The 16,700-nt window shown below is 39.3% G+C and carries 12 protein-coding genes; 8 read left to right on the plus strand and 4 right to left on the minus strand.

Annotated elements, in window-relative coordinates; genetic code table 11:
* The first annotated feature begins 81 nt into the window (after window positions 1-81).
* Window positions 82-234 (plus strand): hypothetical protein, encoded by a 153-nt coding sequence (locus RM529_RS06880; RefSeq protein ID WP_311484019.1) that lies wholly within the window; start codon window positions 82-84, stop codon window positions 232-234.
* A gap of 1 nt (window position 235) precedes the next feature.
* On the opposite strand, the gene RM529_RS06885 is transcribed toward RM529_RS06880, so the two are convergent.
* Window positions 236-880 carry a hypothetical protein gene (locus RM529_RS06885; RefSeq protein WP_311484020.1) on the minus strand — a complete coding sequence of 215 codons (645 nt, stop codon included), beginning with the start codon at window positions 878-880 and terminating at the stop codon, window positions 236-238.
* A gap of 100 nt (window positions 881-980) precedes the next feature.
* On the opposite strand from RM529_RS06885, the gene RM529_RS06890 reads away from it, so the two are divergent.
* On the plus strand, window positions 981-2,318 hold the full coding sequence (locus RM529_RS06890) for an aspartate kinase (protein WP_311484021.1): 1,338 nt from the start codon (window positions 981-983) through the stop codon (window positions 2,316-2,318).
* A 60-nt stretch (window positions 2,319-2,378) separates the two neighbouring features.
* Here RM529_RS06890 and RM529_RS06895 read toward each other — a convergent pair whose 3' ends face one another.
* Entirely contained in the window at window positions 2,379-3,620 is a 1,242-nt protein-coding gene (locus RM529_RS06895) for a glycosyltransferase (protein ID WP_311484022.1), read from the minus strand.
* Between the two features lie 118 nt (window positions 3,621-3,738).
* Between RM529_RS06895 and RM529_RS06900 the strand changes: the two genes are divergently transcribed.
* The 5 genes from RM529_RS06900 to RM529_RS06920 all read left to right on the plus strand — a co-directional run bounded on the left by RM529_RS06900 (window position 3,739) and on the right by RM529_RS06920 (window position 9,805).
* Entirely contained in the window at window positions 3,739-4,278 is a 540-nt protein-coding gene (locus RM529_RS06900; RefSeq protein ID WP_311484023.1) for a GreA/GreB family elongation factor, read from the plus strand.
* 13 nt (window positions 4,279-4,291) lie between these two features.
* Window positions 4,292-6,193: an NADP-dependent phosphogluconate dehydrogenase gene (gene gndA, locus RM529_RS06905; protein ID WP_311484024.1), complete on the plus strand. Its 1,902-nt coding sequence runs from the start codon at window positions 4,292-4,294 to the stop codon at window positions 6,191-6,193.
* The gene (locus RM529_RS06910; protein ID WP_311484025.1) at window positions 6,193-7,539 is read left to right on the plus strand and encodes a GntP family permease; all 1,347 of its coding nucleotides are present in this window, start codon (window positions 6,193-6,195) and stop codon (window positions 7,537-7,539) included. Before gndA ends, RM529_RS06910 begins: the two co-directional genes overlap by 1 nt.
* A 243-nt stretch (window positions 7,540-7,782) precedes the next feature.
* Window positions 7,783-8,202 (plus strand): DoxX family protein, encoded by a 420-nt coding sequence (locus tag RM529_RS06915; RefSeq protein WP_311484026.1) that lies wholly within the window; start codon window positions 7,783-7,785, stop codon window positions 8,200-8,202.
* A 205-nt stretch (window positions 8,203-8,407) separates the two neighbouring features.
* Entirely contained in the window at window positions 8,408-9,805 is a 1,398-nt protein-coding gene (locus RM529_RS06920) for an amidohydrolase family protein (protein WP_311484027.1), read from the plus strand.
* 80 nt (window positions 9,806-9,885) lie between these two features.
* Here the strand turns inward: RM529_RS06920 and RM529_RS06925 are convergent, their stop codons facing one another.
* Together RM529_RS06925 and RM529_RS06930 are read right to left on the minus strand one after the other, a co-directional pair.
* Entirely contained in the window at window positions 9,886-10,215 is a 330-nt protein-coding gene (locus tag RM529_RS06925; RefSeq protein ID WP_311484028.1) for a hypothetical protein, read from the minus strand.
* 186 nt (window positions 10,216-10,401) lie between these two features.
* Window positions 10,402-11,238: an OmpA/MotB family protein gene (locus RM529_RS06930; RefSeq protein WP_311484029.1), complete on the minus strand. Its 837-nt coding sequence runs from the start codon at window positions 11,236-11,238 to the stop codon at window positions 10,402-10,404.
* A gap of 438 nt (window positions 11,239-11,676) precedes the next feature.
* On the opposite strand from RM529_RS06930, the gene RM529_RS06935 reads away from it, so the two are divergent.
* Window positions 11,677-16,695 carry a translocation/assembly module TamB domain-containing protein gene (locus tag RM529_RS06935; protein WP_311484030.1) on the plus strand — a complete coding sequence of 1,673 codons (5,019 nt, stop codon included), beginning with the start codon at window positions 11,677-11,679 and terminating at the stop codon, window positions 16,693-16,695.
* The last annotated feature ends 5 nt before the right edge of the window (window positions 16,696-16,700 follow it).

Consider the following 16,700-nt stretch of genomic DNA (forward strand, 5'->3'; position numbering starts at 1 on the left):
AAAAACTGGTACTACCAATGAATTTCCAGAATGAAATCTGGTGGTATCAAATTAAGTAAAAGCAATCAAAACCAACCACACATGGAAAATAAAAACAAGTACAACCATAATACTGAAGATTATGTTGTAGAAGACAACAAAAAAACCAGATTCGGCGGCACCTTTATAGCTATTGTCCTTATTATTTTAATAGCAGCTGTGGCCGTAACGGGAGTGTTTTTGGGGTACTGGTAATTTATTCCTTTATCTCATTCATTAACAAAAACGCCTGGTTTACATATTCCTTCTCAAGAAATATCGCGAAGTAATTAGAAGTGGAAATCATTTCGAAAACCGGGATTCCTTCATAAGCCAATAGCTTGAATATGTAGAAATACATACCTACACTCTGGGAACTGTTTTTGGGCAGTGCAATAGTGATGGAGGACAATTCCTCCTTAACAGAAACCCTCACCTCATTTTTAAAACAATCTTCAACAAGGCTTGTTAGGGAGGACGAAACGAGGATATTGCTCTCCTGATAATTACTTGAATAATTCAGGTAAACGCCAGTCCTGTCCTTCACCGCCTCCAGAAGCTTGGCTTTACTCGAAATAATTGAATTTGAATTAAGAAAAGTATATTCTGTTATTCCAGACCGTACTACAATATCACCAAGATCCCGCAGAGCCTTCATATTAACTTTGCTTCGTTTGGGCGCATACCGGCGCAAAGCCATAATTATGGACCCCTGTTTTACTGGTTTGCGCATTTCTTTTTCAACCTGGGGTTGTATATCTGCGGCCAGTCCGCTAAAATTTACAATATCCCGGGCCATGGCATCGTCTAGAAATGGCTGGTGTTTAATAATGTCATGAACGCAAGTTGTAATCGTCTTCATTGTTAAATATTACACATTTTGTACAAATGTATATAAAATCAGGCATTTTTTTTCGCTGCATAGCTTTAAAAAGTAATTATGCAGCATTAAATTTTTGACCATGAGGGTAATGAAATTTGGAGGAACTTCTGTAGGTTCCGTAGAGAGTATAAAGAATGTAAAAAATATCGTCCAGTCCAGGGAAGGTAAAAAGTTATTGGTCCTTTCAGCAATGTCCGGGGTTACCAACGAACTCGTTGCCGTTTCTGAAGCCATTAAAACCGGAAATCACGAAGAAATCGATGCAATTATAAAACCCTTAAAGGAGCGGCATGAAAGTGCCGTTAACGATCTTGTTAAAGATGAAAAAATCAGGAAAGCAACCCTTGCTCATATTTATGAGATCCTGTCACAACTTAAGGAGACTTCCGGAAATACTTATTCAGAAAAAATATATGCCGAAACTGTCACTTACGGTGAAACGATGCTCACCTATATTTTTTCAAAGTATCTTGAAAGTGAAAATGTTCAGAATCAATGGTTGGATGCAAAGGAATTTATGTATGTGAGTAATCTTGAGAATCCTAATACTAAAATTGTAGGAGAGCACTTCAATAAAGTGATTGACAGTAAGCCGGAAAGCGATATTTATATTACACAGGGTTTTGTAAGGATTAACAAAGACAATGAGATTAGTACACTAAAACGGGGAGGCAGCGATTATTCTGCCACAATCCTGGGAGCCTCTATTAATGCTGAAGAAGTACAGATTTGGACAGATATAGATGGGCTTCATAATAATGATCCCCGTTATGTCGAAAATACACACCGTATTTCTGAGCTGAGTTTTGAAGAGGCTGCTGAATTAGCTTATTTTGGAGCAAAAATCTTGCACCCGCAAACAATTTCCCCGGTTATCGACAAAGATATTCCAATTTTCCTGAAGAATACTTTTACCCCAGATTCCCAGGGAACCAGGATTTCTCCTGAAGCTAAAGAAAAAGGATTAAAAGCGATTTCAGCAAAAGACGGCATTACTGCTATTAAAATTAAATCCAACAGGATGCTCATGGCTCATGGATTTCTTCGGAAAATTTTTGATGTTTTCGACAATTACGAAACGGCCATTGATATGATCACCACTTCAGAAATTGCAATTTCACTAACTATAGATGACGATCGCAACCTGGACAAAATTCTTAAGGAACTGGATTCTTACGGAGAAATTACCGTAGAGAAGAACCACAGTATAATTTGTATTGTAGGAGAATCTGTAATTGAGGACAAGCAAACATACAGGCTTTTTGAGCTTTTAAACGATATTCCCGTACGTATGATTTCCTACGGCGGCAGCAATAACAACATTTCGCTTCTTGTGGACACGCAAAACAAAATCGCTACTTTAAGAAAACTGAACGAGAAACTTTTTATACAGAATAAAAGTACTCAGGTTGTTTAGACTTTGCTGTTACTGGACGTTTCTTGTAAATGTTCATTTTCGTGTGAGGACCGCCGGCTTTTAGTCGGCGGTTTTCTTATTTTTTTCCTGGATGTATTTTGACATAAAGTAAGTACTTCTATGCAAGTGGTGCCTTAACATTGCACCTGTAAAATTCAATTTGCGATGGGAAACCAGGTTCTCTTTAATTTCCTGTAGGTTTTGATGAAAAATATTTTCAAATTTCTGTTTTGAAAACCGTGTGTTTATAATTGAAAACCCGTTGGACTGCGCTTTTTTCCAAATTCGTTGATTGCTATATAATAAAACTGCCTTTTCTGCAAAAAGACGTTTTTCATCTTCAATAAAACCGCTCCAGTTAGTTTCTCCGGCAATTCCCTCCGCACCAATATTTGTAGTCACACAAGGAGTTCCACAGCGCATAGCATCTATAAATTTTCCCTTTAAACCCGCCCCAAACTGAAGGGGAGCAAGACAAACTTTTGCCTTTTTCATAACTTGAAAAACACTGCCGGCACGCCCTTTCACTAAAAATCCAGATTTTGGATCGTGCAGATCCAGGACTTTCTGAGTAGGATAAGAACCATAAATATGTAATTCGGCTTCAGGAAGATTTTCTCTTATTATTGGCCAAATATGGTGCTTTAACTGAAGAACAGCATTCCAATTGGGCTTATGCTTAAAAGTGCCAATGAATACAAAATCTTTTCGTTCTTTAAATGAAGGCGACTGCTGAATTTCTTCTTCAGAAAGGGGATTAAGCATAAACGGAAGGTAAAGAAGAACATTTTCGTCTATTCCAAAATCTGATTTAAGGATTTCCATTTCAACTTCAGAAATAATTAAGCTGAGATCGCTGCGGTAAATAGCCGCAATCTCCCGCTTAGTCAAATCGGCGTCCATGTAAATACTCTTTGCCGATAATTGTCGTTTTTGGGCCTCCATCCTGGCATCCCTCAAAAAATGCAAATCTTCGGTATCCAAAATTTTAATAGCATCTGGGCAGATCTTCTCTACGCGCCAGCCAAACTGCTCCTCAATCATAAAACGATCAAAAAGAACAACTTCCGGGTTTAATTTGTACAAAAAACGATCAAATTCTGGATCGTTCACCTTTATCTCTTCTGTCGAGACTCCAAATTCTTCCAAATTGGCCATAAAGGCTGTTTTATGAGCAGTAGAGGCAAAGGTGATCTGGTAATTCTCAGCCAGAAAAAACTCCAGAAGCTGCATCATCCGTCTTCCGGCAGCAGAAGAGTCGGGTTCGGGCCACACATATCCAATCACCAGTAATTTTTTCATATTCTCTACATTAATTTCAGAAACTAAAGTTCAGCCTATCATCTAAAACGGCAAAAATAGCAATTCCGTAATGATAATTTCTTTTCCGTATAACTTTACATTTCAGGATGTATAAAATTTGAGTATATTGTTAAATTCTATAGAAAACAAGGAAATGAGCAGAGGATTTGTAAAAGAAGAAGACCAGGAAGAAGCACCAATTATACCACCAAGAGCAGCATTGCCGGCAGGCGTTACAAATTATGTGACGCCCGTGGGGATGGAGGAACTACTGGAGGAAAAAAGGCAACTTGAACAGGAAAGGGCTGCTTTAGACCCTGAAAATGAAATGGAACGACGACGTGCGCAGGCTGTAATAGACGGGAAAGTGAAACTTCTAAATGAGCGTTTAAATTCTGCCCGCGTGATTGAGCCCAAAGATCAGGCGCAGGACGAAGTGAGATTTGGTGCACTGGTAGAGTTTACAGACCTTGATAAAGAGTTGACTCAAAAGTTTCAAATTGTAGGTGTGGACGAAGCCGATGTTAAAAAACAAAAAATTGCTTTTGTAGCCCCGATAGCAAGAGCATTAACTGGTAAAAAGACTGGTGAAACAGCCGAATTTACAATGGGTGCATCATCAAAAAAACTTAAAATTTTGAATATTAACTATAATTAAAAACTATATGCAGGTGTACATTGTAATGGGAGTTTCCGGGGTTGGAAAAACGACTATTGGAAAACTTCTGGCAAAAAGATTAGATATTCCATTCTATGATGCAGATGATTTTCATCCTTCAGCAAGCCGCAAAAAAATGGAAGACGGATTTCCGTTACAGGACAGCGACCGCTACGGCTGGCTGGAAACGCTGGCAAATAAAATTTCCGAATGGGAAAAAGGGGATGGTGCCGTTTTAGCGTGTTCTGCTTTAAAAGAACAATATCGCAAGCAACTACAATCTATACCTAAAAAAGAGATTACCTGGATATTTCTTCACAGTGAGTATGAAACTATTTTTAATCGACTGTCAGGCAGGGAAGATCATTATTTTAAGCCAGAACTGCTCAAATCCCAGTTTGATACCCTGGAAATGCCAAATTACGGTTTTCACATAAATGTAGAGGCATCTAAAGAGGAGATTCTGGATGAAATAATGAGCAAACTTAATAAGAAAAAGAAGCCTCGTATTGGTTTGGTGGGCCTTGGAGTTATGGGGAAAAGCCTCTCTTTAAATTTTGCTTCAAAGGGAGTGGATATTACTGTTTTTAACCGCCATGTAGAGGAGCTGGAAGTAGATATTGCCAGGAATTTTGCTGAGGAAAATAAATTAGTTTATGAATTTCCGTGGTTTGACAACCTTGAAAAATTTATAAAAAGTATCGAGAGACCAAGGAACATTATCCTTATGGTAAATGCCGGTCCCGCGGTAGATATGGTTATTGAAAGCCTTTTGCCCTTTCTGGAAGAAGACGATCTAATCATCGATGGGGGAAATTCCCATTATAAAGACACAATAAGAAGAGAAAATGATCTTAAAAAGCAGGGAATCCTCTTTATGGGTGCCGGAATTTCGGGTGGAGAAGAAGGTGCTTTGAAAGGACCTTCTATTATGCCGGGAGGTCCCGAAAATGCTTATAATAGGGCAGGGGAACTACTGGAAAAAATAGCTGCAAAAGACAAAAATGGTGATCCCTGCTGTACACACGTGGGGCCAAACGGCGCCGGACATTTTGTGAAAATGCTGCATAACGGAGTAGAATATGGGGAGATGCAGCTAATTGCAGAAACTTATCATTTTCTAAGATTTGGCGCCAATGCCACACCGCTGGAAATTGCTGATCTTTTTGAAGAGTGGAACCAAGAAATGAAGAGTTTCCTGCTAGAAATTTCTATAGATATTCTCCGGAAAAAAGAAGATGACGGATTCCTGATCGATAAAATCCTGGATGCTGCCAAACAAAAAGGAACAGGCGGCTGGTCCACAAATGCAGCACTGGAACTTGGCGTACCGCTGGATACAATTACCGCGGCAGTTCTTGCCAGGAATATTTCCGGGAAAAAGCAGGAGCGTGTAAAGGCAATGCAGGCTTATCACCGGGAATTCAAGTCCGTTACAGATATTCAGAAAATATCAGATGATCTGTTTAAAGCCTATAAGGCAGGAAGTATAATTAACCATGCCATAGGTTTTGATTTGCTGCTGGAAGCTTCAAAAACTTATCAATGGGAACTTAACCTTTCTGAAATTGCCCGTATCTGGACCAATGGCTGTATTATCAGGTCAAGTTTTATGGAAGATTTGATTGATATTCTTAAAGAAAAACCTTCAGAAAATGTGCTTGTGCATTCAGAAATTATTTCGCTTATCAAGAATTCTGAAGCTGCGCTTACGGGCATAGTTGGGCAGGCTTTACAGGCAGGCTATCCGCTGCCGGTATTATCTTCTGCAGCAAATTATTTGCTAAGCTTTACCTCGGGCCAGTCTTCTGCGAATATGATTCAGGCGCAAAGGGATTTCTTCGGGGCTCACACCTACGAACGTACAGACGAACCAAGAGGAAAGTTCTTTCACACCCAATGGATAGATAATTAATGGACATACAGTTACTTTCTGCAGTTTTTATAGGAATTGCTTTGCTGCTTTTCCTCATTTTACGGCTCAAAATTCAGGCATTTCTTGCTTTATTAATCGTTTGTATTGCAGTTGGAATGATGGCAGGAATGCCGGCGGGGGAAATCCTGGAAACCATGAAAGACGGCATGGGAAGCACCCTGGGCTTTGTAGCTACTGTTGTTGGACTAGGCACGCTTTTTGGTGGAATTCTGGAACAATCTGGTGGCGCACAGCGGCTGGCTTCTTATATGTTGAAGAAAACCGGAGAAAAAAATGCACCATGGGCCATGATGATTACCGGGTTTGCCGTGGCCATTCCCGTATTTTTTGATGTTGCTTTTATTATTCTTGTACCAATTACTTATGCATTAAGTAAGCGCACGGGAAAATCCCTGCTCCTCTATGCGCTCCCGTTACTGGCAGGATTAGCAATAACGCACGCTTTTATTCCTCCAACTCCCGGTCCAATCGCCGTAGCAGATATTTTGGGAGCAGATTTGGGTTGGGTGATCGTCTTCGGATTTTTAGCGGGAATACCCGCAGCCATTATCAGCGGACCTGTTTTTTCCCGTTTTATTTCAAAAAAGATTTTTGTAGAACCTAAAGTTTTTGAAGAAAAGGAGGATTATGATGAAAAAATGGCGCCTTCACCTGGGCTAATTATTTCTATCATTTTTATCCCAATTCTTCTTATCGTGATCAACACGATATTGGGAAGTCCATTTTTCGCCGATGCTAATATTCCTGAAAGTGTTCTCTATATTGTTGAACTTCTTGGGCATCCTTTTACTGCATTGATAATTGCCAATTTAATCGCCTGGTATTTTCTTGGAGTGAGACGCGGAATGCAAAAGGAATATTTGCTTAAGGTGGCCACAAAATCTTTTCAGGCGGCTGGAATCATTATTTTGCTAACAGGTGCCGGTGGTGCATTTAAGCAGATACTTATAAACACCGGGGCGGGGGAGATGATTGCTGCAGGATTAAATGATACCTTTTTTAATCCGCTTTTATTTGGCTTTATTGTAGCTGCACTCGTAAGGATTTTACAGGGATCGTCCACGGTGGCAATGATCACCGCAGCGGGAATTACTGCTCCTGTTTTAACCGACGGAATGTATTCTATGAGTCAGACTTCTTTAATCGTAATTGCTATTGCTGCAGGAGCTTCGGTGCTTTCTCATGTAAATGACAGCGGATTCTGGTTGGTGGGCCAGTATTTGGGTTTAACCGAAAAGCAGACTTTTAAAACATGGACCATGATGACAACCATTATTGCATTTGTTGGTTTGGGAATGTCCCTTTTGATGTGGTATGTGGTTTAAAGAGTTAAAGGTTCAAGGTTTAAAGTTTTTAAAGTTTAAAGAATGAAGGAGTGAAAATTTGAGAGTTCAATTTAGGTGGAAAGTTGTCAGTACAGGTATGTACTTCCCTGATTAGTGTTGACCATCAAAAATTAACTTTTATCAAAGGAAACATTCAATTACTACAGATACCATAGAAATCTTATAGTGAAGCGATCTTTTATTCCTTAAAATTGGTATCTTCATCAAAATTTTTAATTCCCTATGAAAAATTCTTACTCAACAAGTTTAAATCTTCAAAGTGTAGATGTCGCACTTCTCATATTCAGGATAGCTATTTCAGCCTTAATGCTTACGCACGGCATTCCAAAGCTTATCACTTTTTTCAACAGCGAAGAAATTGCTTTTGCAGATCCTATCGGTTTAGGGGAAACAGTAAGTTTTACCCTGGCAGTTTTTGCCGAATTTGTGTGTGCGGTTCTTATTATTTTTGGTTTCGCCACAAGACTTGCTGCAATTCCGCTTATTATCACCATGGCCGTGGCAGCGCTTATCGTACACATACCAGATGGTTTTGGAAGGCAGGAATTACCGTTGCTTTACATGTTCGGCTTTATCCTTTTATTGCTCACCGGGGCCGGGAAATATTCCGTAGATCATTTTCTACTACTAAAAAAGAAATAATCTTCAGAGAAAAATATCTTCTGCCGAGATTTTTTATATTTCAATTCATTTTGTGACTATAGTGTTTATTAAAAATTACACGTCCTCATCTTCTTAAGGTAGTTTATAAGTAGAAGGAGGTAATATTTGGTATTTTATAGAATTAGCTCTTTGTTAAGAGGTAGTTTTGACCATTTTCCTTATATTTTTACTAAAAACATTGAAGATGGGCATAGAAAGAAGAGAATTTATAAAGAAGGCCGGTGTATTTTCTGCCGCAGGCTTTTTACCCACTAAAATTTTATCTTTTGAGGAAGGACTTTCAGCTGAAGGACCTGTAAAAATGACAAATTTCGTCATTAAGAATGTGCAGGTGCTTTCTATGGATGCCGATATTGGTGATTTTGAGCGTGCCTCTGTAGTGGTGGAAAATGGAATTATTAAATCTGTTTCCGAAGATGAAGCAGATTTTCCCAATACTGAAATTATTGATGGAGAAGGAGCAATTTTACTTCCCGGTTTAATAGACAATCACTGGCATCTGTGGACTTCGTTACTCCGCAGCATGGCCGGAGATTCGAAAAACGAAGGTTATTTTCCTATGACGGCAAGGTATAGTAAGCTTTATAGTCCGCAAGACATGAAGCTGGCCGCCAAATATGCCGCAGCTGAAGCATTGAACGCTGGAATTACCTGCCTGAATGATTTTAACCACAATGCCCGGACTCCAGAATATGTACTGGCAAGTTTTGATGCTTTTTCTGAAGCAGGTATGCGAGGCCACGTGGCTTACGGCCCTTACCGGGACCTAAGCTGTGACACTCCTACAGACTTTGAAGGAATAAAAAAGGTGCTGGAAATCATTGAAGGCGATAAAAAGTACAAAAACATTAGTTTAGGTCTGGGAGCACGATCTGTTAATTCCCAATTTTTGAAAGAGGATTGGTCACGTGCCAGGGAATTAGACCTGCCTATAACCATTCATGCCAGTTCTACTGAAGATCAAAAAGGTCAGATATCAAAATTGGCAAATATCGGCCTGTTAGGAAACGATGTAAACATTATTCACGCTAATTTTATTACAAACGAAGAAATTTCGGCAGTTAAAGAGTCTGGAGCTTCTATTACTATGACGCCTTACAGTGAGATGCGCATTGGTTACGGCTTTCCACAGGTAAACAGGTTAATGCAAAGCGGGATTAACCTTGGAGTAGGGGTAGACACCACAGCACTTTCAGGCAATGCAGATTTATTTTCTATTCTAAAGCTTCTTTTAAATATAAGAAATGCACAAGCTAAGGATGAATTTGCAACAGACCCCAAAGAGGTGCTTAAAATGGCAACTATTAATGCCGCTAAAATTTTAGGGATTGAAAATGAAACAGGATCTGTAACTCCGGGAAAAAATGCAGACCTTATTATGCTTAGGAAAGATGATCTTAATTTTTCTGCAAGTACCCAGCCGTATCATTTGGTAGTTGAAGCATCTCAACCCGCAAACGTGGAATTTGTCTCTGTGGGTGGCAAGATCCTGAAGAAAAACGGAAAACTTTTGAGTGTGGACGGGAAAGAACTTGTTAAAAAAGCTAAAGATACGCTGAAGAGAATGACGGAGCAGGTATAATAAACAGGTATAATAAAAAAGAGGCTGTCTCTTTTGGACAACCTCTTCGGTTATTTGAAATGAAAAGATTCTCTTTAAATTTAAGGTTTATCAGTTTCTGAATTAGGATGATCTTTGGCCTTGTCGCGATCTGGCCTGGCACCACGTTCATTAAATTGAAAATTTTGCTCATCGGGATTCGGATTTTTATCAGTTTCCGGAAGGCTGTCGTTACTAGCCGGAATATCCAGATTTTTTGCTGTAAAATCTACCGGATTTTCCCTGTCCAGTTCCTTATCCTGACCTTTATTCATGCTGCGGCCCTTTTCGTTAAGGGCCTGCTTATCTTCTTTTGTAACGTCTGGATTGTAAGGTAGATCCTCCTTCTTTTCTTTTGGTTCTCTTCTTAAATTATCATTCGCTTTGCTCATAACTTTCTGTTTTACTTAAATGTAAAGATTGTATTGATATTTGCCATTTATTCGCGGTTAAAATCTCGTTAAAGCTTTTGAGCAAACTTTATGAGGTAGACCTTAATTTGGAGGAAATCTTCAGCATAATCAAAAAAGGGTAAAGTCCAAAGACCTTACCCTTTCAAAATGTTGGGGGTTACTCTTCTATATTTGCCCTTCAGAGTCTAACATAGCTAAGAATTTATCCAGATTAGGAAGAATTACAATTCTGGTCCTTCTGTTTTTAGCCATATTATCTGGAGAATCATTTTCAGCTAAAGGGGCATAGCTGCTACGGCCTGCTGCAATAAGTTTCTCGGGGGAGACTCCGTATTTGTCCTGTAGGATACGTACAATAGAAGTAGCACGTCTTACACTTAAGTCCCAGTTGTCCTGTAGGTAAGAATTGTCTACCATAGTCCTGGAATCTGTGTGTCCTTCTACCATCACTTCCATCGTAGGCTCAGATTTAATTACTTCAGCAAGCTTTTTGAGAAGATCGTTTGCATTGTTGCTTACGCGATAACTTCCGCTTCCAAAAAGAAGTTTATCAGAAACATCTATCATTACCACGGTTTTATCTACACTTATGTCGATATCCTCGCTGTCTCCTCCTTCAGAAATAGAATTTTTCAGGTTATAGGATACTGCCAGATTTATGGAATCTTCAAGAGTATCTGCTCCCTCTAACGCTTCAGGATCCATCTTTGCGATGGTAGACCTCATTTGCCGTTTATTATTATTTGACATTGCGGTAAGATCATTCATTTCCATTTTCTCATCGTTAGAGTCACGAAGAGAATTAATTTTAGCATTATAATCGGCGACGCGGGATTCTATTGCGGCATATTTTCCTTCTATTTCTTCCTTTTCTACTTGTGTTTTTTGCAGTTCACTTCTGGTATCGTTCAAATTGCTTTCTAAAGCCACATATTTCTTTTTGGAAACACATGAACCAAACATAGCGGCTGATAAAATTGTTATTGCGATTGTTTTCTTCATAATAAATATTTGATTAGACTTTTACATTAATCGATTATTAGGAATGCATTTTCCAGAATAATGCCACAGTTGCAACAATACTTCCTGAACGAAGAAAAGGCTCAGAAATAAATACAAAACTAAATATCTTATTTACAGAAGATTAAAGGTTCTTTCAATCTGAATATGGCTATGCGGAAATATGTTATTTGCTCTAAATACCCGGACATCTAAAAGAAGTGAAAATTGTGGAAATAAGCCGAAAACTGTGAAATTTAGCCACAGTTCTTGCTCGGGGAGGCAGTAGTTAATGTCAGTAATTTTTCTTTTTAAATTTTGTTTAATGTCTTCGCAGCAGGTTTTAACAAATTTTTATTGAACGTTAAGAAAATATAAACTTTCAAAACTTCTTAATCAGCAGCATTTGCAATAGCTTTGAAAATTGTACCTATAGAAGATTTGAAAAAGAGTAAAAGAATACTTATTAAGACCCTCAGAATCCTGGCTAAGATCCTGGCAGGAATCCTTATTTTATTACTTCTGGTTATCCTTTTTGTGCGTAGTCCATGGGGTCAGGGAATTATTAAGGATAAAGTTATCTCGTCTATAACAGACAAGACAAATACTGTTATAGAGCTTGAAAAATTATTTATTACTTTTTCTGGAGATATTAGTGTACAGGGACTTTATGTTGAAGATAAACAAGGCGATACACTCGTTTATTCAAGGTCACTGGAAGCCGATATTCCGCTCTGGCCTATAATAACGGGCAATGGAATTGGTGTTGATGAACTCGACTGGGATGGCCTTAGGGCAAATGTAACCCGGCAGGATTCTATAGAAGGCTTTAATTTTCAGTTTCTGGTAGATGCTATGATGCCTGCAGATACTACCACAACAGCCCCCGCAACTCAACAGGATACAACTGCTACTCAGCAAATTTCTATAGGAGATGTAAACCTCTCCAATTTCCATATTACTTATAAGGATGATGTAACAGGTATGGACACCCGGGTTAAAATGAAAAGCCTGGAAGTGGAAATGCAGGAAACCGATCTTGAAAATATGCGTTTTGAGGTTGCCTCTGCAAGCCTTTCTGATACAGATTTTGAATATCTCCAAACAAAACCTTTCCCGGAATCGCCGGAGCAGGAAGAGGCACCTTTGCCGTTTATTTCTGTTAATTCTTTAACAATAAATAATGTTAACGGGGAATATGAATCCATCCCCGATGGTATTCTTGCACGTTTTAATGTTGCTGAATTAAATACTTCGGCGCCGGTTATGGACCTGGCAAATAACGTTATTGAGGTCGATAATTTGGATTTAAACAACTCCATTGTTTACATGGAAACTTCCCCGACAGAAGATACAACCACAAATTCTACTGAAGTTGATACAACTTCAGCTAATGAAGGTTTCCAATGGCCGGAATGGACTGTGACGGTGAATGAAATAAGCCTGCAATCTAATGACATCACGTATTTGGCAAATAACGCCCGTCCAAAAACTGGGCAATTTAATCCCGAAGCGATTGTGCTTCAGGATTTAAGCCTGGAAATACGTGATATTTATTTAAGAGACCAAACTGCGGGAGCAAGTTTTAATAAGCTGGAATTCCGGGAGTCTTCAGGAATAGACTTTAGCGAACTTGCTTTTAACTTAGAAGTTTCTGAAAGTCAGCTGGAACTTTCCGAATTAAATTTTGCCGCAAACGGAAATATATTGAGAGGCGGACTTTCCGCAGAATACAATAGTCTGGATAATTTTATAAATGCTCCCGAAAGCGCACAGCTAAGCGCAGATTTAAGCAGGTTCGAGATTGCGTTACAGGAGGTTTTCCGCTTTCAGCCAGATTTAAAGAGTAATCCGTACCTGTTAAACCTCAGTAGAAAAAAAATAACCGGAAACCTAAGAATAGAAGGCCCCGTGGCTTATCTTCAAATTCCTTCAGCAACAGTAAACTGGGGACAAAGCATCCGTATTTCGGCAAGTGGAAGTATTCAGAATCCTACGGAGCCTGAAAATATGCAGTTTGATTTTCCAAATATCGAAGTAGTTTCCACAAAGTCTGATCTCAACCGGATTATTGAGGAAGACAGCCTGGGAATAAGTCTTCCGGAGAGGGTACGCCTAACTGCGAATGTAAAAGGTAATCCTGAGAATATAAATGCCATAGCACAATTAAACACTTCTAATGGGAGTATAAACTTAAACGGAAGTTTCCTAAACCGGGAGAGAATAGCTTTTAATGCAGATATAGAGGTGGATAGTTTAGGCCTTGGTGAAATCCTTCAGAATGAAACACTGGGTCCGCTGACGCTTCAATTAAAAGCTTCAGGAGAAGGAAGCAGCCTTAATACTATGGATGCAACACTGGAAACAACTATTTCCAGCTTTCGTTATAACGACTATGCAATAGAAGACTTAAAAATTTCAGGAGAAATAGAGGATGGGAGAGGTATGGTTACTTCGACTTATAAGGACAATAATCTTAATGCCGATCTAAGTACACGTCTCGTGCTGGATTCTGTATCGCCTGTTTATGATTTAAGTCTTAATGTAAAAGGAGCCGACCTGGCCAGCCTTGGGATTAGTACCAGAGAAATAAGAACAGCTTTTAGATTACGGGCAATTTATGAAGGTAGCGGCGATGCTTTCCAGGTAACTTCCAGTATTATAGACGGGGTGGCTGTTTATGATAATAAGAGTTATCTTCTTGGTGATTTTGGTGCGGGTGCCTATGTTTCCCAGGATAGTACAGCCGTAGCTGTGGACAATAAAATGCTGAAACTGCAGATGGAATCCAATAAAAGCCCTGCGGATCTTACTGATGCCATTATAAGACATTACCGCAGTTATCTTTCTGATGATTTTCAATTTTCTGACACAATTCAGAATCCGGCTAATTTAAGGTTGCGAGGAATCATAGCTCCTGCACCCATTTTAAGAGAGGTATTTCTTGTAGGTCTTGAAGAAATGGACACTATTAATCTTAGTGTAGATTTTAGGGAACGGGAACGTACCTTAGTTGCTAATGTGAGCTTGCCACATGTTAATTATATTGGAGCAGAAATTGATAGCCTTGCACTCGATCTGGACTCAGGACCGGATAATTTCGATTTCAATCTTGGTTTTAATACACTTAGCTACGCTCCCTTAGCCATTATGAAAACTGATATTTCGGGTAGAATTGAGCAGGAAACCTTATTCCTGGATTTTCAGGCTTACCATGAAGACGAACGATTGGTACACATACAATCTGAAACCACGAGGAACAATGATATAGTAAGAATTCATCTTAATCCTGAAGGAGTTATACTGAATAGCAATGAATGGTCTGTTCCGGAGAATAACGAAGCGCTATTTGCAGAAAATTCGATCGATTTCAATAATTTCATATTTAGCAGAAACAATCAGGAATTTTCTATAAGAACTGATCTATCCGATGTTCAAAAGGAACATATTGGCTTTAACTTCGAAAATTTTGGACTGGCAGCATTGCTTTCTTATCTCAATCCCGTAGAAACCCTGGCGACAGGAAGAATGAATGGCGAATTAATTTTAGAGGACCCAATGGGCAGCACAGGTATCCTTGCAGATATGAATATTAATGAATTCAATCTAATGGAGGTAGATATGGGCACCTTGAGCCTAAATGGGGAATCGTTGGGAAATCAGAATTATGATTTTGGTCTTGATACCAGTGGAGGGCAAGTGGTTATGGATTTAACCGGGAATTACCAGGTCCTGGATTCTATAGCACAGCTGGATATGGATCTTAACCTACAGGAAGTACAAATGTCTGCACTTTCAGGTTTTTCTATGGGAGCAATTAGTAGCGGAGAAGGAACCATGTCTGGCCAGGTTCAATTGAGCGGCACTACTGCCGATCCTCAATATGAAGGAAACCTGGACTTTAACGAAGCAACTTTTACAGTGGCCATGCTCGATGCACCTTTTACCATGCCTAATGAAAATCTTACTTTTGATAATCAGGGACTATATTTTGATGATTTTGTAGTTGAAGATGCACAGGATAATTCTTTTGTCGTGGATGGAGATGTTTTTACTGAAGATTTACTTAACCCCTCTTTTGACCTGACTTTTAATGCAGAAAACTTTCAGGTTTTAAATTCTACAGCAGAAGATAATGACCTTTTCTATGGTACAGCAAGTTTTGATGTTGATGCTACATTAACAGGTGACCTCAACCTTCCTGTTCTCGATATGGATCTGGATATAGGTTCTGAGACAAATGTTACCTACGTATTACCCTCAAATGAGATAGATATTCAGGAACGCGGCGGCATTGTAATTTTTGTAAATCGCGAAGATCCCGATGCTATACTTACACGAACAGACGAAGATGAGGAGACTTTAATTCTCTCTGGTTTTGATATAAGCGCTTTACTTTCTATAAATGAAGATGCTGTTTTTAATATAATAATCAGTGAGGATACCGGGGATAATTTCCGGGTTACGGGAGAAGGAGATCTTAACTTCCATATGTATTCTAACGGGCGAACTACGCTTACAGGTAGTTATGAGATGAGCGGCGGACATTATGAAATGAGCCTTTACAACCTTGTAAGCAGGAGATTTGAGATTGCTGAGGGTAGTAGGGTGAGCTGGTCAGGAGATCCTATGGATGCTAACCTGGATGTGCGGGCAATTTATAATGTAGAAACATCGGCTTCTGCTTTAATGGCTTCACAAACTTCAGGAGCAGATATTTCAACGCAAAACCGTTTCCGTCAGGAATTACCATTCCTGGTATATCTTAATGTTGATGGCGAATTAATGCAGCCTAAACTTTCTTTCGGGCTTGATATGCCGGAAGAGGAGCAAGGTGCCATAAGCGGACAGGTTTACGGCCGGGTTCAGCAACTTAATAGTCAGGAACAGGAGCTTAACAAACAGGTTTTTTCATTGCTTGTCCTAAATCGGTTTTATCCCGATGCTGGTACAGATGGAAGTTCAGGAGGAACAGCTACCATTGCGAGGGACAATCTTAACCAGGCATTATCTGACCAGCTAAATATGTTCTCTAACAAACTTCTTGGCGACAGCGGTGTACAGCTCGATTTTGGACTGGACAGTTACACAGATTATCAGGGAGAAAATCCGCAAAACCGGACCGAGCTTGATATTGCTGCACAGAAATCCTTTTTAAACGATAGGTTGATTGTGAGGGTGGGAAGTGAAGTAGATATTGAAGGTTCAAGCAGTGATCCCGCTGAAACCAATCCTTTAATTGGTAACGTTAGCCTGCAATACTTACTTTCTCAGGATGGAGTGTGGCGCTTAAAAGGCTTCAGGCTTAACCAGTTTGAAAATGTAATAGACGGCCAGATTATTGCCAGCGGATTAGCAGTTATTTTTACCAAAGAATTTAATAAATTCCAGGAACTGTGGGCCACTATGCTAAACAAAGAGGAAGAAGAAGAAAATCAGAATCAGGAGGATGATAATTAACAGAA

The sequence above is a fragment of the Autumnicola edwardsiae genome (genome assembly GCF_031846505.1).
GTDB lineage: Bacteria > Bacteroidota > Bacteroidia > Flavobacteriales > Flavobacteriaceae > Autumnicola > Autumnicola edwardsiae.